The following is a 24101-nucleotide window of genomic DNA, read 5'->3' on the forward strand; positions in this document are numbered from 1 at the left end:
CCGCGTTGGACGATGGCGCCATGGAATCCGAATCCCTCACCTACGCCGTCGGCGACATCCACGGCTGCGCGGCCCTCCTCGATACCCTCCTGGAGCGGATCGCCGACCATGCCGGCGGCCGGGCGCACCGGCTCGTCTTCCTGGGCGACTACATCGACCGGGGGCCCGACAGCGCCGCGGTCCTGCACACCCTCGGCCGCCTCAACTGGGCCGAGCCCGACCGCGTCACCTGCCTGATGGGCAATCACGAGCGCATGTTGCTCGACGCCTTACACACGCCGCAGGCGGCCGAGCGCTGGCTCAGCAACGGCGGCGACGCGACGCTTGAATCGTTCAACGCGCACGAGGTCGGCGAGCTTCCCCGCGACACCCTCGACTGGATCGAGGCCCTGCCAACCCTGCATGCGGACGCGGCCCGCTGGTACGTCCATGCCGGCTTCCGGCCGGGCGCCCCGATTCCGGATCCGGACGACCACAACCGCCTGTGGATCCGCGAGCCGTTCCTGGAGGGCGACCACGATTTCGGCCGGCACGTGGTCCACGGCCACACGCCGCAGCGGACCGGACGGCCGGAGCGGCGCCGGTTCCGCACCAACCTCGACACCGCGGCGGTCTACGGCGGCGCATTGACGGCCGGGGTGTTCTCCCAGGCCCAGGGACCGGCGCTGGCGTTCCTGCAGGTCCGGGCGTTAAGCTAGGCGGCGCAGCGGTACCACGGCGCACACAATCCCAGTGAGCCAGCCGCCCATGAGGGCGAAACCACCGGTGGGCGCCGCCATCGGGAAGAGCGGGTGCTGCAGCCAGGTCCGCACCGCGAGATCGCCGCAGAACAGGATCAGGCCGAGGACCAGCAGCCCCGCCGCCGCGCGGGCGAGACCCGGCCGGGCGAGGCCGGCCGCGCCGAAGCCGACGAGAGCCAGGATCGCCGGGGCATGGAACAGGAGGAACTGCGCCGCCGTCTTCAGCGAATCCGCCCCGGGGATGTGCGCGGCGGCGGCGCTGAGCGCGACGCCGAGCAGGCCGGCGAGGCAGGCGAGCGCCGCGAGCGCGCGGTCGAGGCCGGACAATCTCACGCCGGGCGCTCCACGAGGAGCTTGGCGATCGCCGCCCGGAGTTCCGGGACGCCGCTGTCGTCGCGGCTGGAGGTCAGGATCACCTGCGGATAGGCGGCCGGGCGCCGGGCGAGCCCCGCCTCGATGCCGCTGATGCGGTCGGCGACCTCGCCCTTCTTGAGAGAATCGCCCTTGGTCAGCACGACCTGATAGCTCACCGCCGCCTTGTCGAGGCCGTCGAGCACGTCGGTATCGATCGCCTTGAACCCGTGCCGGGCGTCGATCAGCATGAACACCCGGGCGAGGTTGGCGCGGCCCTTGAGATAGGCGTGGATCAGCCGGGTCCAGGCCTCGACCTTGGCCTTCTCGACGGCGGCGTAGCCGTAGCCCGGCATGTCGACGAGCGACAGCCGCTCCCCGATCCGGAAGAAGTTGAGCTGCTGCGTCCGGCCCGGGGTGTGCGAGGTCCGCGCCAGGGTGTTGCGACCGGTGAGCGCGTTGATCAGGCTCGACTTACCCACGTTCGAGCGCCCCGCGAAGGCGATCTCGACACCCTCCATGGGCGGGATGCGCTCGAGGGTCTGGGTGGCCGCGTAGAAGTCGGCGGCGCCGGCGAACAGCAGGCGGCCGGCCTCGACGAGGTCGGCCGCGTCGTCGTTGGTCTCGGTCACGGCTTTCCCTGTCAGCCCTTGGTGGTGGCCGCCTTAGTGCTACCGCGCCGGAATGTCGATCGCAGGTTGTCCCACAGCTCCACCTTCACGCCGTTGCGGCGCATGATGACGTATTGCTGAATCACCGACAGGGTGTTGTTCCAGGCCCAGTAGATTACGAGACCGGCGGGGAACGAACCCAGCATGAAGGTGAATACGATCGGCATGAAGGTGAAGATCTGCGCCTGGACCGGGTCCGGCGGCGCGGGGTTCATCTTCATCTGCACGAACATGGTCACGCCCATGATCAGCGGCCAGACGCCGAGATGGACGAAGTCCGGCGCCGGGAAGGGCAGCAGGCCGAACAGGTTGACGATGCTCGTCGGATCCGGGGCCGCGAGATCGTGGATCCAGCCGAAGAACGGCGCGTGGCGCATCTCGATGGTGATGAACAGCACCTTGTAGAGCGCGAAGAACACCGGGATCTGGATCAGGACCGGCCAGCAGCCGGCGACCGGATTGATCTTCTCCTTCTTGTACAGCTCCATTGTGGCCTGCTGCTGCTTCATGCGGTCGTCCTTGTACCGCTCGCGGATGCTGGCCATTTCAGGCTGCACGGCCTTCATCTTGGCCATGGACACATAGGAGCGGTTGGCGATCGGCAGGAACAGCAGCTTCAGGCAGAAGGTCACCACCAGGATCGACACGCCGAAATTGCCGAACAGGTGGTAGAAGAAGTCCAGCGCCCGGAACATCGGCTTGGTGATGAAGAAGAACCAGCCCCAATCGATCATCAGATCGAAGTGCTTGATGTTCAGGTCTTTCTCGTAGTTGTTGATCAGGTTGACTTCCTTGGCGCCGGCGAACAGCCGCTGGGTCGCGGTGGCCGAGGCGCCCGCCGCGAGGTTCACGGGATCGCCGCGCACGCTCGCCTGGTAGACGTTGGTGGTGCCGTCGGTGCGGTCGGTGAAGGCGCCCGTGTACGGCATGTCCTGATCGGGGATCGCGGCCGCCGCCCAGTACTTGTCGGTGATGCCCACGAAGCCGCCGCTCACGCCGGTCCAGGCGCGGCCCTTGGTGTTGGCGCCGCCATAGGCGCCCTCCTTGGCGAGCTTGTCGTAGGTGAATTCCTGCAGGCCGTCGTTCCCGAGATAGCCGATCATGCCCTCGTGCAGGACGTAGTAGCCCTGGGTGTGCGGCTTACCCCAGCGGGAGACGAGGCTGTACGGGTAGAGCGTGATCGCGCCCGAGCCCTTGTTCTCGACCTCGTCGCGGACCGTGAACATGTACTTGTCGTCGACCGCGACGATCCGCTTGAAGACGAGACCGGCACCGTTGTCCCAGGTCAGGGTCACCGGCGCGCCGGGGGAGAGCACCTTGCCGTCGCTGGTCCAGAGGGTGTCGTTGGTCGGCAGCGGACCGGCCTCGGCCCCGACCCAGCCGAACTCGGCGTAGTACGGCGTCTCGCTCCCAGCCGGCGAGAACAGCACGATCTCCGGGCTCTTGGGGTCGACGGTCTCGTGATAGTTCTTGAGGGCCACGTCGTCGACGCGGCCGCCCTTGAGGGCGATCGAGCCGGAGAGCGCCGGGGTCTCGATCCGGATCCGCGGCGAGCGGGCGAGCGCGGCCTCGCGGGAAACCGGGCCGCCCTGCGCGGTCGGCAGGGTTCCCGGCGCCGGGGCGGCCGGGCCGCCCTCCTTGGGCGAGGGCGAGGGCACGCCGTCCGGGGTCACGCCCGGGGGCTGCTGCTGTTGCTGGGCGGCCTTGTTCTGCGCCTCGATCAGCCGCTGCTGCTCCATCCGCGGGCCGGCCACGAAGTACTGCCACCCCAGCAGCACCAGCAGCGACAGGCCGATGGCCACGAACATGTTCGTCTTGTCATTGCCCATCAGGGACACCGCCGCACGCGTTCGGAGTGACGTCAGGGCGGACGCCGGTCCCGTCGGACCCGCGCGCGCCTGTGATTCGGGGACCTCTGCCGCGCCCGTACGACGTGCCGATGTCGGCTTGGCCGGACGGCGCGGGCTCACCCGCCAGATGCGGGAAAGGTGTGGTCTTGGGTGTGGTCGTGGAAGACCGATCGCCAGGCTTGCCGGGGGGCCGCTTGCCGCGGCCCTGTCCCGGAGGCCGGGGGCCGGCCGGGCGCGTCACCGCGGGCAACGCCCGGCGCAGATCCTCGGCGAGGGTCTCGAAGGGCGCGTCCAGTGCGGGGCGGCGGGCGATCAGCACGATATCGGCCGGCAGGCTCGCGAGGTCGTTTGGGAGATCGGCCGCAACCAGGGACACGGCGGCGCGCAGGCGGCGGCGGATGCGGTTGCGCTCCGTCGCGTGGCCGACCCGCTTCGTGATGGTGAAGCCGAGCCGGAGGCAGGGCGGTCCGTCCGCCGTCCGGAGACGGCCCTGGGCACTCATCCGCTCGGTGTGGAAGCGGCGCCCCTCGGCCGCCGCCAGGAAGTCGGGTCGTTTCTTGAGCCGCTCGATCGTCGCCATCGATGGTCCGATCCCGGCCAATCCTATCCCCCGCGGCATGGCCGCGAAGGGCTATCCAGCCTTAGGCCGACAGCTTCTTTCGGCCGTGGGCGCGGCGGCGCGCGATGACCTTGCGGCCGCCGGCGGTGGCCATGCGCGCACGGAAACCGTGACGGCGCTTACGGACGAGCTTGCTCGGCTGGTAGGTTCTCTTCATGGCTCAGAGCCTTCAAAGGTCGAGGCGCGCTCGCGGGCGGCTAATGCCGCACCCGACCTTCACGCGTCCTTGGTTGTCTGCAAACACGAAGGGCGCCCAGGCGGGGCGCCACGTCGCGAGTGGCGGGCTTATGGCGGAAGGGTCTTGCGAAGTCAACGTTTCGCCGGCCTCAATGACCCTCGAACTGCATCAGGGTGCGCACCTCGACGCCCATGTCGCGCAGGCGCTGCGCCCCGCCGATCTCCGGCAGGTCGATGACGAAGCAGGCGGCCACGATCTCGGCGCCGATCTTCTGGAGCAGGTTCACGGCGGCGGTGGCGGTACCGCCGGTGGCGATCAGGTCGTCGACCAGCAGCACCCGATCACCGGGCCGCACGGCATCGACGTGGATCTCGATCTCGTCGGTGCCGTATTCGAGGGCGTAGGCCATCGAGACGGTCTTGTGGGGCAGCTTGCCCTTCTTGCGGATCGGCACGAAGCCGCAGGAGAGCTGATGGGCGATGGCGCCGCCCAGGATGAAGCCCCGCGCCTCGATACCGGCCACCTGATGGATCTGCCCGCCCGCATAGGGGTGGACCAGCGCGTCCACGGCCCGGCGGAAGGCCCGCGGGTCGCTGAGGAGGGTGGTGATGTCGCGGAAGACGATCCCGGGCTTCGGGTAGTCGGGAATCGAGCGGATCGATTCCTTCAGCGCGACGTGGCGGCGGGCTTCCATGCGTTCGGCCTTCCGTGGGGATCCGCGGGCTTAAAGCAGAAGCGCGCCGCCCTGACCAGTTTCCGACGGCTCAGGCCGCCTGGACCTTCTTGAGGATGGCGACCAGCTCCCGGTGCAGCCCCTCGTTGCCGCAGGCGACCGAGCGCGGCGCCAGCGGTTCGGCCGCGCCGTCCGCCGAGGTCACGTAGCCGCCCGCCTCGCGCACCAGGATCACGCCGGCGGCGAAATCGTAGGTCTGGAGGTCGCGCTCCCAGTAGGCGTCGAGGCGCCCGCAGGCGACGTAGGCCAGATCGAGGGCCGCCGATCCCATCCGCCTTGTGCCGCCCGCCACCGCCATGACGGCGCCGAGTTCGCGCAGGAGGCGCGGATGGCTGCCCCGGCCGAGGTAGGGCGTGCCGTAGCCGACCAGGGCGTCGGCCATGTCCTGGCGGCCTGAGACCCGCAGGCGGCGGTTGTTGAGGTAGGCGCCCTTGCCGCGCTCGGCGACGAACAGCTCGTCCTTGATCGGGTCGAAGATCACGCCGGCCACGATCTGGCCCTCGCGCTCCAGGCCGACCGACACCGCGAAATGCGGCACGCCGTGCAGGAAGTTCGACGTGCCGTCGAGGGGGTCGATGTGCCAGGTGTGGCTCTTGTCGGTGCCCTCGATGATGCCGTTCTCCTCCATCACGAGACCGTAGCCGGGCCGGGCCTTCATCAGCGCCTCGCGCAGCACCTCCTCGGCCTTGCGGTCGGCCGCCGAGACGAAGTCGCCGGGGCCCTTGCGCGAGACCTGGAGGTTCTCGACCTCGCCGAAGTCGCGGCGCAGGCCGCGCGCGGCCTTGCGGGCGGCGTCGACCATCACGGTCATGAGCGGGGAGGAGATCATTTTTATGAGACTTTTCGCGAGAACGGGTTGGCGCCGTCGTTACAGGGGCGCGCCGGAAAAGACGAGATGGGGGCGGGAGATGGGCGGGCGCAGAGAGTACAGCGGCTCCCCCTCCCCCCTGTGCGGGGGAGGGAATGGCGCGGCGAGCCTCGAAAAAACCTACTCCGCTGCCTCGACGAACACCGTCCCGGCCCGCGGCAGGTCCAGGGTCTCCCAGGTCTCTGTCAACGCCGCAGCCAGGCGTTCGATGTGCCCGGCATCGTGGAACGGCGAGGGCGTGATCCGCAGGCGCTCGGTGCCGCGCGGGACCGTCGGGTAGTTGATCGGCTGGATGTAGATCGCGTGCCGCTCCAGCAGGTGGTCGGCCGCCGCCTTGCACAATTCGGCATCGCCGACCATCACCGGCACGATATGGGTCTCGGTCTCCAGCACCGGCAGACCCGCCGCCGTCAGCGCCGCTTTGGTGGCCGCCGCCTGGCGCTGATGCGCCTCGCGCTCGGCGCTGGAGCGCTTGAGATAGCGCACCGAGGCCCGGGCCGCAGCGGCCACCGCGGGCGGCAGCGCGGTCGTGAAGATGAAGCCCGGCGCGAAGCTGCGCACCGCGTCGCAGATCGCCGCCGAAGCGGTGATGTAGCCGCCGACGCAGCCGAACCCCTTGGCGAGCGTCCCCTCGATCACGTCGACCCGGTGCATCACCCCGTCGCGCTCGGCGATGCCGCCGCCGCGCGCGCCGTAGAGCCCGACCGCGTGGACCTCGTCCAGGTAGGTCATCGCCCCGTAGCGGTCGGCGAGGTCGCAGATCCGGCCGATCGGCGCCACGTCGCCGTCCATGGAATAGACCGACTCGAACACGATCAGCTTGGGCCGGTCGCCGGCCTCGCGCAGGAGTTCCTCCAGATGCTGGAGGTCGTTGTGGCGGAAGATCGTCTTCGCGCAGCCGGAATGGCGCACGCCCTCGATCATCGAATTGTGGTTGAAGGCGTCGGACAGGATCAGGCAGTCCGGGATCAGCTTGGCGATGGTCGAGATGCCCGCCTGGTTCGAGACGTAGCCCGAGGTGAAGACGAGGCCGGCCTCCTTGCCGTGCAGGTCGGCGAGTTCGCGCTCCAGATCGACCAGGGGCGAGTTGTTGCCGGCGATGTTGCGCGTGCCCCCCGCGCCGACGCCGCAGCGGGCGGCGGTCTCGGTCATGGCGGCCACCACCTCCTTATGCTGGCCCATGCCGAGATAGTCGTTGGAGCACCATACAGTGATCTCGGCGGTCTTGCCGTCCGGCTGGCGCCACTTCGCCGTGGGGAAACGCCCGGAGATGCGCTCGATGTCGGCGAAGACGCGGTAGCGGCGCTCGCCGTGCAGCTGTTCCAGGGCGCCGCGGAAATACCGTTCGTATCCCGAGCCGGCGCGCGTCGATCCCGCTTGGGCGAGCACCGTGCTGGGCATCCGGGTGACGGTCATCGAGCGTCCTTCGCGTGTTCGGCCGGCGGGGTGGCGCCATCGGGCACCCGGATCCCGCGATCGAGGTCCGGCCTCGGTTCAATCCTTCGCGTGAGTGGCCGAAGATACGCGCGGATTTGGAACTGGTTCAAGGTAAGGTTCCGACATCGCTGCCCTGCATCCGTTGAGAGGGCCGGCCGAACGCGATAGCGTCGACGCGATCTCATTCCCCGAACATGGCGCCCGTTCCTTGAGCCTCCGCGACGCTTCCTTCCGAGACGGACCCTGGCCGGTCCAAGGACATGCCGCGATCTTGCGGCGGCGAAGGGTCGCGCGGTGACGGACGGCAAGGACGGGGGGGGCGCCAGGGATGGGCGCGCGAAGGACGGGCGCGCGGAGCGCCTCAAGGCCGCGCTGCGCGAGAACCTGCGGCGCCGGAAGGCACAGGGCCGCGGGCGGGCCGAGGCGCAGCCCTCCCCCGACGCGGACCAGATCGTCGATGGCGGGGTCGCGCGCAGCGGTCCAGATTCCGACAAATCCCGGCTATAGGAACAGCCAAGCCCGGGCGCCGCAGCGTCCGCGGGGAAGACGGCCGGCCGCGCGCCCCTCTGGGCGCGCCGCCCGAGGATACATGATGGACCGCATCCACATCACCGGCGGCGTGCCGCTCAACGGCGTGATCCCGATCTCGGGCGCCAAGAACGCGGCGCTGCCGCTGATGATCGCGAGCCTGCTCACCGGCGAGACGCTCGAACTCATCAACGTGCCGCGGCTGGCTGACATCGCCGCGCTGACGCGGATCCTCGGCAATCACGGCGTCGACCACATGGTCGTCGGCAAGCGTCCCGGTCAGACCACGGAGACCGGGCAGACGATCCGGCTCACCGCCTCCAACGTGATCGACACCACGGCGCCCTACGAGCTGGTCTCGACCATGCGGGCAAGCTTCTGGGTGATCGCCCCGCTGCTTGCCCGGTTCGGCGAGGCGAAGGTCTCGCTGCCCGGCGGCTGCGCCATCGGCACGCGGCCGGTGGATCTGCTGATCATGGCGCTCGAGAAGCTCGGGGCCGAGATCGAGATCGACGCCGGCTACGTGGTCGCGAAGACGAAGAACGGATTGCGCGGGGCCGAGATCGCCTTCCCGAAGGTCACGGTGGGCGGCACCCACGTGGCGCTGATGGCGGCGGCGCTGGCCTACGGCACCACGGTGATCGAGAACGCCGCCCGGGAGCCCGAGGTGGTCGACCTTGCCGAGTGCCTGAACAAGATGGGCGCCAAGATCCGCGGCGCCGGCACGCCCCATATCGAGATCGAGGGCGTGGCCCGGCTCGGCGGCGCCCGCCACGCGGTGCTGCCCGACCGGATCGAGACCGGCACCTACGCCATGGCGGTGGCGATGGCCGGCGGCGACGTGACCCTCAAGGACACCCGGGCCGACCTGCTGCATTCCGCCCTCGACATCCTGTCGACCACCGGGGCCGAGATCAGCCAGGTCGAGGGCGGGATCCGGGTGCGTCGCAACGGCGCCGGCATCGCGGCGGTCGACGTGACCACCGACCCGTTCCCGGGTTTCCCCACCGACCTGCAGGCGCAGTTCATGGCGCTGATGACCCTCGCCAAGGGCCAGTCGCACATCCGCGAGACGATCTTCGAGAACCGGTTCATGCATGTGCAGGAGCTGGCCCGCCTCGGCGCGAAGATCCGGCTGGACGGCGACCTGGCCGTGGTCGAGGGCGTCGAGCGGCTGAAGGGTGCCCCCGTGATGGCGACCGACCTGCGCGCCTCCGTCTCCCTGGTCATCGCCGGGCTCGCCGCCGAGGGCGAGACGCAGATCAACCGGGTCTACCACCTCGACCGCGGCTTCGAGGCCCTGGAAGCCAAGCTCGCCCGCTGCGGCGCCCGGATCGAGCGCGTCCGCAGCTGAGTCGCGCCGCGGAGCCGGGACCCTGGTCGAGACCGGGGGCCGCCCGGCACCGCGCCCGTGACGAAGCCCCCGTCCGCGCGTATGGAATGGGGCCCCCGCTTCCGATCCCGGCGACCGCGTCGGGCATCGCCGCCGGGATGATCGCGCATCGCACCACCCGATCGCGATCGGCGAACCACGAGCTCCGTCAATGCCCCCCGGCCGGCGCACCGCCGCCGAGCTTGACGGTCTTCAGGCTGAGCGCCAGGGGCACCGCGCAGGCGGCCACGAGCCCGAGCACCCAGAACACGTCGATATAGGCCCAGTAAGCGACCTGGGTCTGGAGGACGGTGCCGATCCAGGCGGTCGCCTGGTTCTGGGCCTCCACGCCGGCATAGCCGTGCTCGGAGAAGTACTGCGTCGCCTGCCGCATGGTCTCCTGATAGGCCGGCGCGGAGGGCGTCACGGTCTCGACAAGCCGGCTCTGGTGGAACTGGCTGCGGTAGGCCAGGATGTTCTGGGCCAGCGAGACGCCCATCGAGCCGCCGACATTGCGGGCGACGTTGATCAGTGCCGAGGCCTGATCGGTCTGGTCCTTGCGGATCCCCTCGTAGGAGGCGGAGGTGATCGACAGGAACACCATCGGCAGTCCGATCCCGATATAGACCCGCGACCATGCGAAGAACGCGAAGGTGGTGGTGCCGTCGAGCCGGGTCAGGTCGACCATCCCGAGCGCCACGATGGCCATGCCGGCGGCGATCAGCCATTTCGGCTGGATGTAGGCGGAGACGCGGCCGGTCAGGAACATCATCACCACCGTGACGATGCCGCCCGGGCCGAGCACCAGCCCCGACAGGGTGGCGGTGTAGCCGTAATACTCCTGCGTGATCTGCGGGATGAACTGCGTGGTGGCGATCAGGATCGCCCCGGTGAACATCATCACCAGGAAGCAGGAGCCGAACTGGCGGTTGCCGATGAGGCTCAGATCGACGGCCGGGTTCTTCTTGTTCAGGAGCCACGGGATCATGGCGATGAACGAGACCACCATCAGCACGGCCGAGACGTTCATCAGCGTCGAGGTGCCGAACCAGTCCTTCCGCTGGCCCTCGTCGAGGATCACCTCCAGGGAGCCGAGGAACAGGGCGACCAGCAGGAAGCCGACGATGTCGAAGCGGATCCCCTTCCGAACCAGGGCGCGGCGTTCGGTCTTGGCTGCCTCGCTGTCCTCGATGAGCCAGTACATCAGCCCGAGGGCGATGATACCGATGGGTCCGTTGATCAGGAAGCACCAGTGCCAGGAGGCGTTGTCGGAGAGCCAGCCGCCCAGCGTCGGGCCGATCACGGGCGCGACCACGATGGCGACGCCGTAGAGTGCGAAGGCCTGTCCCCGCTTCGCCGGCGGGAAGGAATCGGCCAGGATCGACTGCGCGAGCGGTGCCATCCCGCCGCCGCCGAGTCCCTGGAGCACCCGGAAGAACAGGAGCGATTCCAGGCTCCAGGCGAAGCCGCACAGGATCGACGCGATGGTGAACAGGCCCACCGACCACATGAAGAAGGCCTTGCGGCCGTAGCGCTTGGCCAGGAAGCTCGACGCCGTCAGCGTGATCGCGTTGGCCACGAGGTAGCTCGTCACCACCCAGGCCGCCTCGTCGGGCCCGACCGCGAGCCCCCCCGAGATGTAGCGCAGCGCCACGTTGGCGATCGTGGTGTCGAGCACCTCCATGAAGGTCGCGAGCGCCACCACGCCGGCGATCAGCCATGGATTGTGCCCGCCCGGCGCGGTGCCGGAGGCGGACTTGCCTGATGCCGCCTTGCCTGATGCCGCCTTGCCGGCCCCGGTGCTGCCGGCCATCCCGCTCACCGCACCGTGACGGTGGGGACGATCGACATGCCCGGGCCGATCGCGACGTCCTTCGGCCAGTCCTTGACGACGATCTTGACCGGGATGCGCTGCGTGACCTTCACGTAGTTGCCGGTGGCGTTCTGCGCCGGCAGCAGGCTGAAGGCGGTGCCGGAACCGGGCTGGACCGAGGCCACGGTGCCGTGGATCTTGCGGTTCGGGTAGGCGTCGATCTCCAGGTCGACCGGCTGGTCCGGACGCATGTCGGTGATCTGGGTCTCCTTGAAATTCGCGGTGACCCAGATGTCGTCGGGCACGAACATCGACAGGCTCTGACCGGCCTGGGCGAGCTGGCCGATGCCGCCGGTGAGCCGCACGACGCGGCCGGACTGGACGGCACGGACCGTCGTGTAGCCGAGATTCAGCTCCGCCTGCTCGACCTGCGCCTGGTCGCGGGCGAGCTGTGCCTGTGTCGAGGCTTTCTGGGCTTCGAGCGAGCCGATCTGCTTCTGCGCCGCGACCACGCTGGCATTGGCGCTCTGCAGCGCGGCCTGACGCTGCTGGAGCGTCGAGGTCGCCGATTGTGATTGCTGGATCGAGCCCGAGCCGCGATCGGCGAGGTCCTTGTAGCGGGCGGCGTCCTCCTGGGCGAATTTCAGGGCCGCCTCGGCGGTGGCGACCTGCGCCTTCGACACGTCGATATTGGCGTTCTGCGCCTGGATCTGGGCATCGATGTTCCGGATCGCGGCCTGGTCGGCCACGACCTGCGCCTTCGCCTGATCGAGGGCAATCGCGTAGTCGCGCTGATAGATCTGGAACAGGATCTGCCCCGCCTCGACGTGCTGGTTGTCGGTGACCGGCACGTCGACGAGGTAGCCGCCGACCTTGGGCTGGATCGAGATGCTGCGGGCATCGACGAATGCGTCGTCCGTGCTCTCGTAGGGATGCATGTACAGGAGCCAGTAGAAGAACACCCCGACGCACAGGGCGACCACCGCGAGGCCGCCGAGCAGGAACGCGACGGGGTGCCGCCGCAGGATGTTGGGGCGCCGCGCGTCGCCCTGCGCGTCGTCCTCCGTCGCGTCGGCCTTGTCCTCGGCCTGCGCGGCCTGATCGTCGCCGTCCGAGCCGGGTTTGCGGGCGGTCTCCGGGTCCCGCTCTGGGCGATCGCCGCCGAGATCCATGACGTCGCGGTCGGAGAGGGCGCGGCCCGCGCCGTCCCGGTCGCCCGCATCAAGCCGGCTATCGGCCGGCCGCGCGCGTGCCTCGGCCTCGGAGGCCTGCCGCTGATCGTCAAGCATGGGAAGTCGCCGCCCGATGGGCCGGCCACCTCACGGTGACCGGGCTCTGCACATCGCCCGCCTCGCGGTTCAAAAGCCGGGCGCCGGCCCAAGGTTCCATCGCGGTTCCCCAGCGATGCCGCCCTGCACAGGAACGGTTGCCGCGATGCGGCGTTTTGCGCGGGAATCTCGGCCGTCCAAGGCCGTGCAGATTCGGAGTCCCACCATGACCAGCAGTCCGACCCCCTCCCCCGGGCCGACAGCGACCTCTCCCACCGGAATCCCGCTGGTGGGTGTCGCGCGTCTCGATGCCATGAGCGCGGCGCTCGCCCGCAACTGGTGGCTCGTCGCCCTGCGCGGGGTCGTGGCGATCCTGTTCGGCGCCCTCGCCCTCACCGCCCCGGGGGCGTTCGTGCTCTCCCTGGTGCTGTTCTTCGCCGCCTACATGCTGACCGACGGCGTCTTCGCCATCCTCGGCGCGGTCCGGGCCGCGCAACGTCACGAGCGCTGGGGCTTCCTGCTCCTGGAGGGGCTGGTCGACATCGTGGTGGCGGTCGCCGCCGCGCTGGTGCCGGCCGCCGCCGTCTGGGCCTTCGTGCTCATGCTCGCCGCCTGGGCGCTGGTGACCGGCGGCCTCATGATCGCGGCCGCGTTCCGGCTGCATCTCCATTATGGGCGCTGGTGGCTGATCCTGGGCGGCCTCGTGTCGATCCTGTTCGGGATCGCGCTGATCGTCGCGCCGGGCATGTCGGCCCTGGTGCTGACGTGGTGGATCGGTGGCTACAGCCTCGCCTTCGGCGTTCTCCTGCTGATCCTCGCGATCCAGCTGCGAAACCGGCACGGCGCGGCCGGGCTGCGGTGAGGCCGGGCGCACCGTCTTTTCCCCAAAGGCCGGTGGTCACCGTTCCGAACGATGCTCTAGAACCGACCCACGGCCGGAACGCCCGGCCCCGGAACCCCATGCGATGATGCCCGATGCGCCGGAGCGCAGCCCGGCCGACGGGCCGACCCCGTCAGGTTCGAATGCCGGGCCGGACCCGCGCTCGGCGGCCCGGGAGGCCCGCCGCGCCGCCGGCGACCTCGCGCGCAGCCTCTGGGCCCTGATCGCCGCGGGCGGCCTCGGTATCGCCGGCCTGGCGCGCACGATCTCTGTGCGGGCGCGGGGCCTGCTGGAGCGACGGCGCCGCGCCGGCCCGGTGGTCCGATCGCCGGAGCCGATCGGGACCACCGCCGCCTCACCTCTCCGTGGCGACCGGCCGCTCCGCTCCCGCCTGCGCCGGCACCCGGCCCTGATCGCCGCCGCGGCCGTGATCCTGCTCCCGGTCCTGGCGCTGGCGGTCTACCTGCTCGCCGCCCTCCTGACCCTGCCGCCACTCGGCGGGGCCGTCATCGAGAGCGGCCAGCGGGCGATCACGGTCGAGGCCGATGACGGACGCGTCTTCGCCACCCGCGGCAGCTTCCGGGGCCAGAAACTCACCGCGGCCGACCTGCCGCCACATCTCGCCCAGGCGATCGTGGCGATCGAGGATCGGCGTTTCTACAGCCACTGGGGCATCGACCTGCGCGGCCTCATCCGGGCCGCGTGGCGCGACGTCGCGGGCGGCGGCGTCCGCGAGGGCGGATCGACGATCACGCAGCAATACGCGCGCCTCACCTCCCTGAACCAGGAGAAGACACTCTGGCGCAAGGCGCAGGAGGCGCTGCTGGCTCTGCGGGTCGAGGCGACCATGAGCAAGGACGAGATCCTGCTGGGCTACCTCGACACCGCCTATTTCGGCGCCGGGGCCTACGGGGCCGACGCGGCGGCCCGGCGCTACTTCGGCAAACCGGCCAAGGCCCTGAACCTCCCGGAATCGGCCATGCTGGCCGGGCTGGTGCGCGCGCCCTCGCAGCTCGCCCCGACGCGCAACCTCGGCGGCGCCAAGGAGCGGGCCGACGTGGTGCTCCAGGCCATGGTCGAGACCGGCGCGATCACCCAGAGCGAGTCCGACGCGGCGCGGCGCCAGAGCGTGACCCTGAAGACGCCGCCCGAGGCGCCCCCCGGCACCAACTACTTCCTCGACATGATCGCCGGCGACGTGAAGCGGTTGGCCGGCAAGGACGGCGACCTCACGGTCCGCTCGACCCTGAACCTCGACCTCCAGAGTCTCGCCGAGGGCGTCGTCGCCCGGCGCCTCGACAAGGACGGGCGCCGCCGCAAGGTCGGCCAGGCGGCCATGGTGGTGCTGTCGAAGGAGGGCGCGATCCTCGCCATGGTGGGGGGCCGCGACTACGAGGACAGCCAGTTCAACCGCGCCGTCCAGGCCAAGCGCCAGCCGGGCTCCCTGTTTAAGCTCCTCGTCTACCTCACCGCCTACGAGCAGGGCTACACGCCCGACTCCGTGCTGGTCGACCGGCCGGTGCAGATCGGCGACTGGGAGCCGGAGAACGACGACGGGCGCTTTCGCGGGCCGGTGCCGCTGCGGACCGCCTTCGCCCTCTCGATCAACACGGTGGCGGCCCAGCTCGGCCAGGAGGTCGGCATCCCGGCGGTGATCGCGACCGCGCGCAAGCTCGGGATCCAGTCCGACCTGCCGAACGTGCCGAGCCTGGTCCTCGGCTCGGGCGCCGTGAGCCTCCTGGAGATGACCCGCGCCTACGGTTCGGTGCTGTCCAGCCGCGCTCCGCTCCAGGCCTTCGCCATCCAGGCGATCCGCGGGGCGGCACCGCAGCCGCTCTATGTCCAGCCCGACGCCGCACCCGGGGCAACCCTCGCCCAGGAGCCGCGCACGGCGATGCTCGATTCGCTCCAAGCGGTGGTCGAGTCCGGGACCGGACTGGCGGCGCGGGTGCCGGGCCAGATCATCGGTGGCAAGACCGGCACGAGCCAGGCTTTCCGCGACGCGTGGTTCGTGGGCATGAGCCCGGATCTCGTGGTGGGGATCTGGGTCGGCAACGACGACGACAGCCCGATGAACCGGATGTTCGGCGGCGAGATGCCCGCCGGGATCTTCCACGACTTCGTCCAGCGGGCGTCGGAGAAGCTGGCCAAGGGGAAGCCGCGCCCCTCCGCGGAACGGTCCGAGCCGGCCCGGGCTCCCACGCCCGCGCAGGCCGCGGCGGGGGATATCCGGGGCGTGCCGGAGGTGGTCGATACCGGGACCCTGTCCCTGCGCGGGCGCACCGTGCGCCTCCTCGGCGTCGAGGGGGAGCGTGGCCATCTCGCCCGCCAGCTCGCGAGCTACCTGCGACGGCGCGAGGTGGTCTGCACCGGGGTTGCCGACGCCGCCGGCGCCCGGTGCCGGATCGAGGGCGACGACCTCGCCGGGCTGATCCTGGCGGCGGGCGGGGCCCGGGCCGCGGAGGATGCGCCCCTGGACCTGCTCGGCGCCGAGGAGCAGGCGCGGGCCGAGCGCGTCGGCCTCTGGGGCCGCTGAGGCGTCAGCCCGTTCCGAGCTTGGCCAGGGTCAGCGGATCGGGTTCGGCGGCGAAATACCGGGCCAGCGCCTCGGCGAAGAGGGCCTCGTCCGGCGCAGCGGCGGAGAACAGCGTCAGGCTGGAGCGGAACTTCACGTCGTCCGGGGAGCCGAAGATCGCCCGCGCCGAGCGCCCGGACACGGCGTTGACCGCCGTCGTGCAGGCCCGCAGGCGCGCCCCCAGTACCGGATGCGCGAGATAGGCGCGCGCCTCGGCCAGGGAACCGAGCGCGTAGCGCTGCGCCATCGGGCTCGAACCCAGGCCGGCGATCTGCGGGAAGATGAACCACATCCAGTGGCTGCGCTTCTCCCCGGCCCGCAATTCCGCGAGGGCCTGCGGATAGACGCCGTCCTGGGCCGTGACGAAGCGTCCGAGATCCTGCACGTCCGCCATCGCCCCGCTCCTAGCCGCCTCGGTGGGACAACGGCCCGGCGCGCTCCGGGATGCAGGGCGTCCCTGACGTCCCGGCTGGTTTCGTGTAAGCGCGGCCTATGTTCGGCACCCTCGTCGCCTTCATGGTCGCGAATCCGGCGACAAGCCACGCCCTGACGGCCATCCTCGAGACCGGCGGGATGGCGGCCGCCCTGATCCTGCTGCGGACGCCCCGGCCGGAGGGCACCGCTGCGCTCCTGGTCTCGACCTACTATTACGGCCGGGAGGCCGGCCAGCGCGAGCACGACGTCAAGCACGCGGGCTGGGACGCCGTTCAGGCGCATCTCGGCGCCGAATTCCTGTATGGATGGGCCCTGCCGAACCTTCAGCAGTGGGTGGCGCCGACCTGCGCAGCCTGGGCGGTGGCGGCCACGATCCTCCTGCTCCGGTCGCGGAACCGGCGCGCCGGCAGCGCTCTCCGGTAGCCTGCTCCGGTTCGAACCGCCCCGCGCTCAGGTCCGCGCGAAGGGGCCGTCCGACGGACCGATTTCGCTCCGGTCGCCGAGGAGCCAGCGGGCCGAGGCGATGATCTGGACCGTGTCGCGGTTGTCGCACTGACGCCGCGCCAGGGCTTCCAGATCACGCAGGTAATCGATCACCGGACTGCGCTGCTTCTCGCCCCGTCCGATCACCGGCTCGACCTTGGCGGTCACCGTCCCGGCGACCGTCTCCCAGAATCCGGGCTGGCAGCCCGCGGAATCTCGACGTGAAGGCTGGTGCATCGCGCGTACCCTTCTGCCTCGCAGGCCGGGTTTGTCGAGCGTTTCGCGGCGCGCCGCATTCACCCATGTTGGATGCGGCGCCGCAATGGCGCGGACGCCCCGACACGCGTGCGCCATTGTCATCGCCGGCCGCCGAACGTCAGGTGTCGGGGCCATCAGGGCGGCCCGCGCCTCCAGGCGGCTGCGTCCGGGCGGGCAGGAAGGGATCGCTATGCCGGCCGATGATTCACCAACCGAGGACCAGTCGGTTCGACCCGATCCCGGCGCGCGACCGGCCGCGCCGCCCGGGGAGACCCGCCTTCGCTCGATCGCCAAGGCCGTGAGCTGGCGCGTCGTCGGAAGCCTCGACACGCTGCTGCTGTCCTACCTGTTCACCGGGAATGTCCTGATCGCCGGTTCCATCGCGTCGACGGAGACCCTGACCAAGACGGTACTGTACTACCTGCACGAGCGCGGCTGGGGCCTGGTGCGTCTGGGCCGCGCCTGAGAGGGGGCGTATCCCTCCGACAGACCGCGTTTGGCGCGCCGCGACGAAAAAACCCCCGTGGAGGGATCCACGGGGGTTCGGATCGGAGGCACCCCAGTTGGGGACCCGGTGCGGTTACTTGATGAGGGCGAGCAGCGCCTTGCCGGCCTTCGTGTTCAGCTCCTTGGCGTCCAAGGTGCCGTCGCCGTCCGGATCGGCCATCTTGAAGCGCGCGGCGACCGCAGCGAGGTACTCCTTCTTGTCGAGGGTGCCGTCGCTGTCCGGGTCGGCCTGCTTCACGCCGACCTGGCTCAGGCGACCCTTCAGCTCACGGGCGTCGAGGGTCCCGTCGGAATCCTTCTCGAGACGGTCGAAGGTCGCGGAGGCCACCGCCTCGACTTCCTTCATGTCCACCGTGCCGTCGCTGTCGGTGTCGATCATCTTCACGGCGCTGGCGCCGCTCACGGGCTTGGCCCACGCGGCCGGAACCGAAAGGGTGGACAGCGCGAGGGCTGCGGCGGCGAAACCACTGAGAACACGAAGGGTCATTGCCAAATTCTCCCGAAAAATTATGCCCGATCTTCCTAGTTCGCGATTCGCTTTGCTGCAAGTGCGAAATTGCCGGCCCGAGGTCGTCGGCACGGACAAGACAGATCCTTCATGAGAAAGGGGCCGGCGGTTGCCGGACCCTCATGTGTTGGACAATCGTCGGAATGCGGGTCGGGGATCGGATCAGGCGAGGGTCGCGAGATCCTGGAACCAATGCTGCGCCTGCACATAGGTCTTCACCCGCGGCGACAGGGCGTGCGGATTGGTGTCGTGCACCACCCAGACCTGGACCGCGTCATCGACGACGATCTCGTGGATGCGCGCCAGCAGCCTGTTCTGCTCGTCCGTATCGAGGCTGGCCTTCACCTTGTCGCACAGGGCATCGACCTCGGGGTTGCGATAGTGGCTCCAGTTCACGCCGTTCGGAGCGATCTGCTTCGAGTCGTAGAAGCGCAGGATCGCGTAGAACGGGTCCGAGGTGACGTAGGCGATGTTCTCGGCCGTGACGCCCTTGAGGCTCGGATCCGCCGCCCCCTGGCGCCAGGCGGTGTAGGCCACCTCCAGCTCCACCGTCTTGAATTCGACCTGGATCCCGACCTCCGCCCAGCTCTGCTGGATGAACTCGTTGATCGGCAGGGACAGCATCTGCCCGGTTCCGCCGGTCGGGATCAGGATCGTGGCCTTGACCGGATTCTTCACCGAGAAGCCCGCCTCCGCGACGAGCTTGCGCGCCTGATCGACGTCGGTCTTGATCTGGAAGCTCGGCTTGCCGAACCACGGGCTCGACTGCTGCACCTGACCCACGGCCGGCTGCGCGAGCCCGCCCATCAGCTCCACGACGCCCGCGCGGTCGACGGCGAGGTTGGCGGCCCGGCGCAGGCGCAGGTCCCGCCAGGGCGAGCCCTCCAGCATCGAGAGATGGTAGTTCCAGACATGCGGTGTCTCGTTGCCGACGACCCGCATGCCGGCGCCCTTCAGGCGCGGGACCGCGTCGGGGGCCGGCGATTCGATCAGGTCGACCGCGCCGGACAGGAGTGCGTTCACCCGGGCGAGGTCCTCGGGGACGCAGCTCAGCGTGAGCTTGCCGAGCTTCGGCACCCGCTTCGGGTTCCAGTATCCGACGTTCGGCAGGAGCTCGAGGCGCACCCGCGGGACCAGCTGGCCCATGCGGAACGGCCCGGTGCCCGAGGGTTCGAAGGCGAACTTCGCCCAGTCGTGGCCGACCTTCTCGTACTGGGCCGGCGAGGAGATCAGGAACCAGAGCATCTGGTAGGGGAACAGGCTGTCGGGCGCCTTGGTGGTCACCTGAACGGTCCTGGGGTCGAGCTTCCGGTAGCTCGCCACGCCGGGCAGGCGCGGGCGGACCTGCGCGGCCTGGCGCTGGTCGAAATGCGGCGCCTCCTTGTTCAGCACCTTGTCGAAGTTCCAGATCACCGCGTCGGCGTCGAAGGCCGAGCCGTCGTGGAAGGTCACGCCCTCGCGCAGGTGGAAGGTCCAGACCTTGGGATCCGCCGGATCGGCCTCCCAGGCGGTGGCGAGCCCCGGGACCATCTTGCCCGGCCGGTCGGCGACGTCGAGTTCCCAGGCGACCAGGGGGTCATAGAGGGTCAGGCCGGTGAACTGATAGCCGCCGGCGCCCCGGTCGGGCTGGCCGGTGGTCAGCGGCAGATCGGTCATCGAGATGCCGTAGGTCAGGCTGCCGGGGGCCGCACCCTGCGCCCCGGCCCGGTCCGGCGCCCCGAACGCGGCCAGGGCGGCGCCTCCGGCCATCAGCGAGCGGCGTGTCGGCTTGATCGAATCCATCGTGTCTCTCGGCAGAGGGGAACGCGCCGCCCGGAAGCGCCGCCCATCCGTCGGGGCGCCGCGCCCGGGGCTGCATACGGTATCTTGCATGCATCGTGCCCAACGCCGCGGCCGTCGGTATTCGGCGCCCTACCCCTCCCAGACCTGTCCGGGCCTCAGCGCCAGGAACCGATCGGGGGCGATCCCCTGCGCTGCGAGCGCCGCGGACAGCGCCTCCGCCGGGCGTTCGATGCCCTCGTCGGTGAGCTGGAAGGTGCCCCAATGGTGGCCGAGCGCCTGCTCGGCCCCGAGCAGCGCCAGGGCCTCCACGGCCTCGGCGGGGTTCACGTGCTGGGCCTTCATGAACCAGCGCGGCTCGTAGGCGCCGATCGGCAGGGTCGCGAGGCGGGGCGCCCCGAACCGGGCGCGGATGTCGCGAAACAGGCCGCCGTCGCCAAAGCCGGTATCGCCGACATGGTAGTGGACGCCCCGGGACGAGGTGATCACGAAGGCGCACCACAGCGCCATGCGCCGGTCCTTCACGCCCCGGGCCGACCAATGGTTCGCCGGGGTCAGGTGGACCTGCAGCCCGTCGCCGAGATCGACCGACTCACCCCAGTCGCGGGTCTCGACATGCATCGTGTCGTCGTAGCCGCGCAGGATCGCGTCGTTGCCCAGCGGCGCCACGATCAGCGGCTGGTGCGCCTGCCAGATCCGCGCGAGGGCCGGCCCGTCGAGATGGTCGTAGTGATTGTGTGTGATCAGCACCGCGTCGATGGGCGGCAGGTCGGACAGGGCGATGCCCGGCAGGTTCACGCGCTTCGGGCCGGCGAAGCGGACCGGGCTCGCGCGCTTGGCGAAGACCGGGTCGATCAGGATGTTGCGGCCGGCGACCTGAACGAGGTAGCTCGCATGGCCGATCAGCACGACCCGCAATCCCGCGACGCGTTCGGGCGGCCGGTCCGCCGGATAGGGGCTCGGAAAACGCTTCGGCCAGGGCTCCCGCTGGCGCTTGGCCTGCCAGCGCAGGACATCGGGCAGCGACTTGTCGGTCGCCTGGTCCGGCAGGAAGAACCGCAGGCCGTCGAAATGGTCGGAGACGGGCCCCCGGTAATAGGGATTCTTGCCGCGCCGGTGGGCGGCATAGCCGACGCCGCCGAGCGTCATCACCGTGGCCGCACTCGCGACCGTGAGCAGGCTGCGCCGTTTCATGGATGTGAGATGGCCGATCGCGCGCGCCGGTCAAGTTCACCGGCCTTGCGGCGGCGGGCCTCAGGGCCTGTCCGGGCCGCGGCGACGGTCAGTCGACGGCCTCGGCGGCGAGCGAGAGCCGCGCCCGGTAGACCACCTTGCCGACGCCGTCGCGCACGCAGGCCACGTAATCCTGGCGCTCGACATCCGGCAGCATGTCGCGGGCGATCGCCGACATGATCCGGGTGACCTTGGCACGGGCGGCCGGAAGGTCCGGGAGCTCGAAGCCGACCTCGTCGCGGATCGGCTGGGAGCCGTCGTGAAGATCTATGAAGAAGCGAGGCATCGGCCCGAAGCGTCTCGATAAGAGGTAATGCTTCGCAATCATTGCTCTAGCTATGGTTAACGAGCACTTAATTTCGGGAATGGACGGTTTTAACGGCGAACCGGCCTACAGACCAAGAACGCCTGAAACCATCGTCACAGTCAGAACGAGCCTCCAGCCCGCGCCCTCATCCTGAGGTGCCGCGCTCACGAGCGCCAGCGCAACTCCCGTCGCTCCAGCGGATTGGCGAACACGCGCCGGTCGCGGGCCGATTCCAGCGCCTCGCGCTTCAGGCGGAAGTACCATTGCGAGGGCAGGTCGCCCTGGCCGAACAGCACCATCGTGGGCTTGCGGTCGAGGCCGTCCTGCGCGTGCTGGAGCACCTGCTGATCCTGGGTCAGGAACTGGCGCATCAGCGGGCGGGCCACCGGCCTGAGCAGGTTCAGGGCCGGCATGCTCCAGTAGAGGGCGTTGGTGAGCAGCGTCCGGTCCGGCGTCAGGGGCGTCGCGAAGGTGTAGTTGGCGACACGCTTCGCACCGGCACGGATCCGCTCCAGGCGCACGCCCGGCAGGCGGAACTCGATCTCGACCTCCGGTACGCCGCCGAGCAGGCGGTAGACCGGCGAACTCGTCGTGGTGGCATGGCTGGTCATGACGAAGCCGTGGGGCACCGGCTGGAAGGTCTTCACCTTCTCGCGGAGTTGCTTCGAGGGCCGGAACCACCAGGAATCGTGGACGAAGGCCACGTGCCCCGGATCCACCAGGCTCAGGGTCGTGAGATCGAAGGAGGCTTCGACCACGAGTTCCACCACCAGAGCGCCCGCCGGCGCGAAATCCAGGTCCGGCACGGCCGGCACGTCCCCGCCGTCCGGTCCCGTATGCGGATTGACCCAGAGGAAGCCGGCGCTCTCGCGCACCGGGAAGCGCTGGACCTGGATGCGGGAGAAGTCGGCGGCGTCGTGTTCCGACAGGGTCGGCACGTCGCGGCAGCGCCCATCCGTGCCGAAGCGCCAGCCGTGGAACGGGCACATCAGCGTATCGCCGTCGAAGCGGCCCTTGGACAGGGCCATGCCGCGATGCGGGCAGCGGTCGCGGAGCGCGAACGCGGTCCCATCGGGGGCGCGGCCCAGCACGATCTGCTCGCCGTTCAGTTCCACGGCGCGGAGGCCGGTCTTGCTGCCCGGCGGGCCGAGGCCGCGGGCCTGGCCGACGCAGTACCACGCGTTCCCGAGCGGCTGGCGCATCGCGTCGGGGTCGAGGGCGGCCTCGTCGGCGGGACGCGGCGGGTTGGTGAAGGGGGCGTTCAAAGGGGTTCGGGCTGACCACGGGGCACCCGTCATACGCCCGGCAGGCGGGGCGGGAAAGCGCGCCCCCGGGGAGGACAAACGGGCGCAGCCCCGGGGCTTCACAAGCCGGCCCGGGCCGCCTACCTTCGCTCCACCCGCAACGAACGAAAGGAGGTGATCCAGTGTCTCATTGTCATCAGCCGTGTGTCTCGGCTCATCGGACCTGGACCGTCGCCTCCGGCGCGTCGCTCTAAGACGCGTCAGAGACCCGATCTCGGGACAGTTCCGCCGGACGACACGGTTCGGCAATGGAAGGGCCACCCTCGCGGGTGGCCCTTCGATGTTTCAGGGTCCTGTCCGAGGGTCGCGTCAGCGCTTCTGAAGCTGGAACAGCGGCTGGGCCAGCGCCTCGGTCCGGGCGCGCCACAGGTCGCGCTCCTCGCGCAGGGCATCGCGCTCGCCGACAAGGGCGAGGCGCTCGGCCGACGCCCGTTCACGCTCGGCCTTCATGGCCTCGCGCTCGGTGTGGAATCGCTCCCGCTCGGCGCGGATCTCCGCCTGCTCGGCCCGCAGATCGTCGAGGGAGCCGATCTCCTCCTGGATGTGCGCGCGCAGAACCCGGATCTCCTCCGCGAGGATCGCCTGGAGCTCGTCCTGATGCTCGGCCTCCAGGCGGAGCTTCGCCTTCAGCATCAGGTTCTCGGCCATCAGCTCGGAGATGTCGGCATCCTCGGCCGCCGCATCCGGCCCGGACGGGGCGACGAACCGGGGCGACCACGTGGTATCGGAGGTGTCGCGCCCGGCCTTCGCGTCCGGGCGGATCTCCTCCGGCCGCGGCTCGGCCGGGCTGTGCGTCTTCATCGCCGACAGCCAGTCCCGCAGCGGGCCGGGCGCGGGACGGCCACCGGCCTCGATCGGCGGCAGGGAGCGGGCGGGTTCCGACATCGGCGGCGTCCTGAGCGAAGAGGCCCCGATGACAATCCGAACATGCTTAACGATCGGTAAAGGCAACGCGCTTGGCCGACCTCGATCGCGCCGCCACGGCGCAGGAAATTGACTTTCCGTGCCGGCGCGGCTACGCCCCGCCCTCCCGATCCGTAGCAGATCGACCGAAGCCAAGCCGACCGGTCCCGCGAGACTGGAGGTCAACGCCCGACAGCGCGTGTGCGCCCTCGGGCGCGATGGGCGTTGGCCGATCCGCCGCGCCGGGACCCGCCGGCCGAGGCACCCGCATGACGCGAGACCAGCAAGCGTTGACTGAAGCGCTGACCATCGAGGACGCGATCAACGAGACCTGCCCGTGGTCGGGCAAGCCGATCTCGGCCGATTCGCTCACCCTCTACAAGGGCGCCGTGGTCGGCTTCTGCAACCCGGAGTGCCGGGACAAGTTCGCCGGCGCCCTGCGCAGCTTCGAGGCCGCCCTCCAGGCGCGCCGCGTCGAGCGCGCCGGGCTCGAACAGTAAG

Annotated in this window: 26 protein-coding genes; 8 read left to right on the forward strand and 18 right to left on the reverse strand. The window is 70.1% G+C overall.

Going from position 1 to position 24101, the window contains the following annotated elements:
* The first annotated feature begins 20 nt into the window (after window positions 1-20).
* Window positions 21-698, forward strand: a complete 678-nt coding sequence (locus MKK69_RS13205; protein ID WP_243968364.1) for a metallophosphoesterase family protein — start codon at window positions 21-23, stop codon at window positions 696-698.
* On the opposite strand, the gene MKK69_RS13210 is transcribed toward MKK69_RS13205, so the two are convergent.
* The 8 genes from MKK69_RS13210 to hemA form a co-directional block, all read right to left on the reverse strand.
* Window positions 690-1067 carry a DUF423 domain-containing protein gene (locus MKK69_RS13210; RefSeq protein ID WP_243968428.1) on the reverse strand — a complete coding sequence of 126 codons (378 nt, stop codon included), beginning with the start codon at window positions 1065-1067 and terminating at the stop codon, window positions 690-692. The two genes, MKK69_RS13205 and MKK69_RS13210, sit on opposite strands and share 9 nt — an antisense overlap.
* A gap of 2 nt (window positions 1068-1069) precedes the next feature.
* Window positions 1070-1723, reverse strand: coding sequence for a ribosome biogenesis GTP-binding protein YihA/YsxC (yihA, locus tag MKK69_RS13215; protein ID WP_243968365.1), 654 nt, complete (start codon window positions 1721-1723; stop codon window positions 1070-1072).
* An 11-nt stretch (window positions 1724-1734) separates the two neighbouring features.
* The gene (gene yidC, locus MKK69_RS13220; RefSeq protein WP_243968366.1) at window positions 1735-3591 is read right to left on the reverse strand and encodes a membrane protein insertase YidC; all 1857 of its coding nucleotides are present in this window, start codon (window positions 3589-3591) and stop codon (window positions 1735-1737) included.
* Window positions 3581-4192 (reverse strand): ribonuclease P protein component, encoded by a 612-nt coding sequence (rnpA, locus tag MKK69_RS13225; RefSeq protein ID WP_243968367.1) that lies wholly within the window; start codon window positions 4190-4192, stop codon window positions 3581-3583. The genes yidC and rnpA overlap by 11 nt, the downstream gene beginning before the upstream one ends.
* Before the next feature lie 61 nt (window positions 4193-4253).
* Window positions 4254-4388, reverse strand: a complete 135-nt coding sequence (gene rpmH / locus MKK69_RS13230; RefSeq protein ID WP_039893469.1) for a 50S ribosomal protein L34 — start codon at window positions 4386-4388, stop codon at window positions 4254-4256.
* Window positions 4389-4557: 169 nt separating this feature from the next.
* The gene (locus tag MKK69_RS13235; RefSeq protein WP_243968368.1) at window positions 4558-5103 is read right to left on the reverse strand and encodes an adenine phosphoribosyltransferase; all 546 of its coding nucleotides are present in this window, start codon (window positions 5101-5103) and stop codon (window positions 4558-4560) included.
* 70 nt (window positions 5104-5173) lie between these two features.
* Entirely contained in the window at window positions 5174-5971 is a 798-nt protein-coding gene (locus MKK69_RS13240; RefSeq protein ID WP_243968369.1) for an inositol monophosphatase family protein, read from the reverse strand.
* Between the two features lie 159 nt (window positions 5972-6130).
* Window positions 6131-7411, reverse strand: a complete 1281-nt coding sequence (hemA, locus tag MKK69_RS13245) for a 5-aminolevulinate synthase (protein WP_243968430.1) — start codon at window positions 7409-7411, stop codon at window positions 6131-6133.
* A 330-nt stretch (window positions 7412-7741) separates the two neighbouring features.
* Between hemA and MKK69_RS13250 the strand changes: the two genes are divergently transcribed.
* Complete coding sequence (locus MKK69_RS13250; protein WP_243968370.1) at window positions 7742-7954, forward strand: hypothetical protein; 213 nt, start codon at window positions 7742-7744, stop codon at window positions 7952-7954.
* A gap of 85 nt (window positions 7955-8039) precedes the next feature.
* Window positions 8040-9329 carry a UDP-N-acetylglucosamine 1-carboxyvinyltransferase gene (gene murA, locus MKK69_RS13255; RefSeq protein ID WP_243968432.1) on the forward strand — a complete coding sequence of 430 codons (1290 nt, stop codon included), beginning with the start codon at window positions 8040-8042 and terminating at the stop codon, window positions 9327-9329.
* Window positions 9330-9516: 187 nt separating this feature from the next.
* Here the strand turns inward: murA and MKK69_RS13260 are convergent, their stop codons facing one another.
* Window positions 9517-11160, reverse strand: a complete 1644-nt coding sequence (locus MKK69_RS13260) for a DHA2 family efflux MFS transporter permease subunit (RefSeq protein ID WP_243968371.1) — start codon at window positions 11158-11160, stop codon at window positions 9517-9519.
* A gap of 5 nt (window positions 11161-11165) precedes the next feature.
* Window positions 11166-12449: an HlyD family secretion protein gene (locus tag MKK69_RS13265; RefSeq protein WP_243968372.1), complete on the reverse strand. Its 1284-nt coding sequence runs from the start codon at window positions 12447-12449 to the stop codon at window positions 11166-11168.
* Window positions 12450-12654: 205 nt separating this feature from the next.
* On the opposite strand from MKK69_RS13265, the gene MKK69_RS13270 reads away from it, so the two are divergent.
* Window positions 12655-13290 (forward strand): HdeD family acid-resistance protein, encoded by a 636-nt coding sequence (locus MKK69_RS13270; RefSeq protein ID WP_243968373.1) that lies wholly within the window; start codon window positions 12655-12657, stop codon window positions 13288-13290.
* 103 nt (window positions 13291-13393) lie between these two features.
* On the forward strand, window positions 13394-15844 hold the full coding sequence (locus tag MKK69_RS13275; protein ID WP_243968374.1) for a PBP1A family penicillin-binding protein: 2451 nt from the start codon (window positions 13394-13396) through the stop codon (window positions 15842-15844).
* 4 nt (window positions 15845-15848) lie between these two features.
* Here the strand turns inward: MKK69_RS13275 and MKK69_RS13280 are convergent, their stop codons facing one another.
* A complete protein-coding gene (locus MKK69_RS13280; RefSeq protein ID WP_243968375.1) occupies window positions 15849-16277 on the reverse strand; it encodes a DUF1810 domain-containing protein in 429 nt (142 codons plus the stop codon).
* 98 nt (window positions 16278-16375) lie between these two features.
* Here MKK69_RS13280 and MKK69_RS13285 point away from each other — a divergent pair, with 98 nt between their 5' ends.
* Entirely contained in the window at window positions 16376-16741 is a 366-nt protein-coding gene (locus MKK69_RS13285; protein ID WP_243968376.1) for a hypothetical protein, read from the forward strand.
* 27 nt (window positions 16742-16768) lie between these two features.
* Here the strand turns inward: MKK69_RS13285 and MKK69_RS13290 are convergent, their stop codons facing one another.
* The gene (locus MKK69_RS13290) at window positions 16769-17038 is read right to left on the reverse strand and encodes a hypothetical protein (RefSeq protein WP_243968377.1); all 270 of its coding nucleotides are present in this window, start codon (window positions 17036-17038) and stop codon (window positions 16769-16771) included.
* Window positions 17039-17249: 211 nt separating this feature from the next.
* Here MKK69_RS13290 and MKK69_RS13295 point away from each other — a divergent pair, with 211 nt between their 5' ends.
* Window positions 17250-17525, forward strand: coding sequence for a DUF2061 domain-containing protein (locus tag MKK69_RS13295; protein ID WP_243968378.1), 276 nt, complete (start codon window positions 17250-17252; stop codon window positions 17523-17525).
* Window positions 17526-17639: 114 nt separating this feature from the next.
* Here the strand turns inward: MKK69_RS13295 and MKK69_RS13300 are convergent, their stop codons facing one another.
* From MKK69_RS13300 to MKK69_RS13325, 6 genes are all read right to left on the reverse strand, one after another.
* Window positions 17640-18053: an EF-hand domain-containing protein gene (locus MKK69_RS13300; protein WP_243968379.1), complete on the reverse strand. Its 414-nt coding sequence runs from the start codon at window positions 18051-18053 to the stop codon at window positions 17640-17642.
* Between the two features lie 183 nt (window positions 18054-18236).
* Window positions 18237-19856: an ABC transporter substrate-binding protein gene (locus MKK69_RS13305; RefSeq protein ID WP_243968380.1), complete on the reverse strand. Its 1620-nt coding sequence runs from the start codon at window positions 19854-19856 to the stop codon at window positions 18237-18239.
* Window positions 19857-19985: 129 nt separating this feature from the next.
* The gene (locus MKK69_RS13310; RefSeq protein ID WP_243968381.1) at window positions 19986-21047 is read right to left on the reverse strand and encodes an MBL fold metallo-hydrolase; all 1062 of its coding nucleotides are present in this window, start codon (window positions 21045-21047) and stop codon (window positions 19986-19988) included.
* Window positions 21048-21135: 88 nt separating this feature from the next.
* Window positions 21136-21372 (reverse strand): DUF6894 family protein, encoded by a 237-nt coding sequence (locus MKK69_RS13315; protein ID WP_243968382.1) that lies wholly within the window; start codon window positions 21370-21372, stop codon window positions 21136-21138.
* A 185-nt stretch (window positions 21373-21557) separates the two neighbouring features.
* On the reverse strand, window positions 21558-22595 hold the full coding sequence (locus MKK69_RS13320; RefSeq protein WP_409564809.1) for an aromatic ring-hydroxylating oxygenase subunit alpha: 1038 nt from the start codon (window positions 22593-22595) through the stop codon (window positions 21558-21560).
* A 411-nt stretch (window positions 22596-23006) separates the two neighbouring features.
* A complete protein-coding gene (locus MKK69_RS13325) occupies window positions 23007-23582 on the reverse strand; it encodes an ATPase (protein WP_243968384.1) in 576 nt (191 codons plus the stop codon).
* Between the two features lie 287 nt (window positions 23583-23869).
* On the opposite strand from MKK69_RS13325, the gene MKK69_RS13330 reads away from it, so the two are divergent.
* Window positions 23870-24100, forward strand: coding sequence for a glutathione S-transferase (locus MKK69_RS13330; protein ID WP_243968385.1), 231 nt, complete (start codon window positions 23870-23872; stop codon window positions 24098-24100).
* The last annotated feature ends 1 nt before the right edge of the window (window position 24101 follow it).

Source organism: Methylobacterium sp. J-026 (assembly GCF_022829585.1).
Lineage (GTDB): Bacteria > Pseudomonadota > Alphaproteobacteria > Rhizobiales > Beijerinckiaceae > Methylobacterium.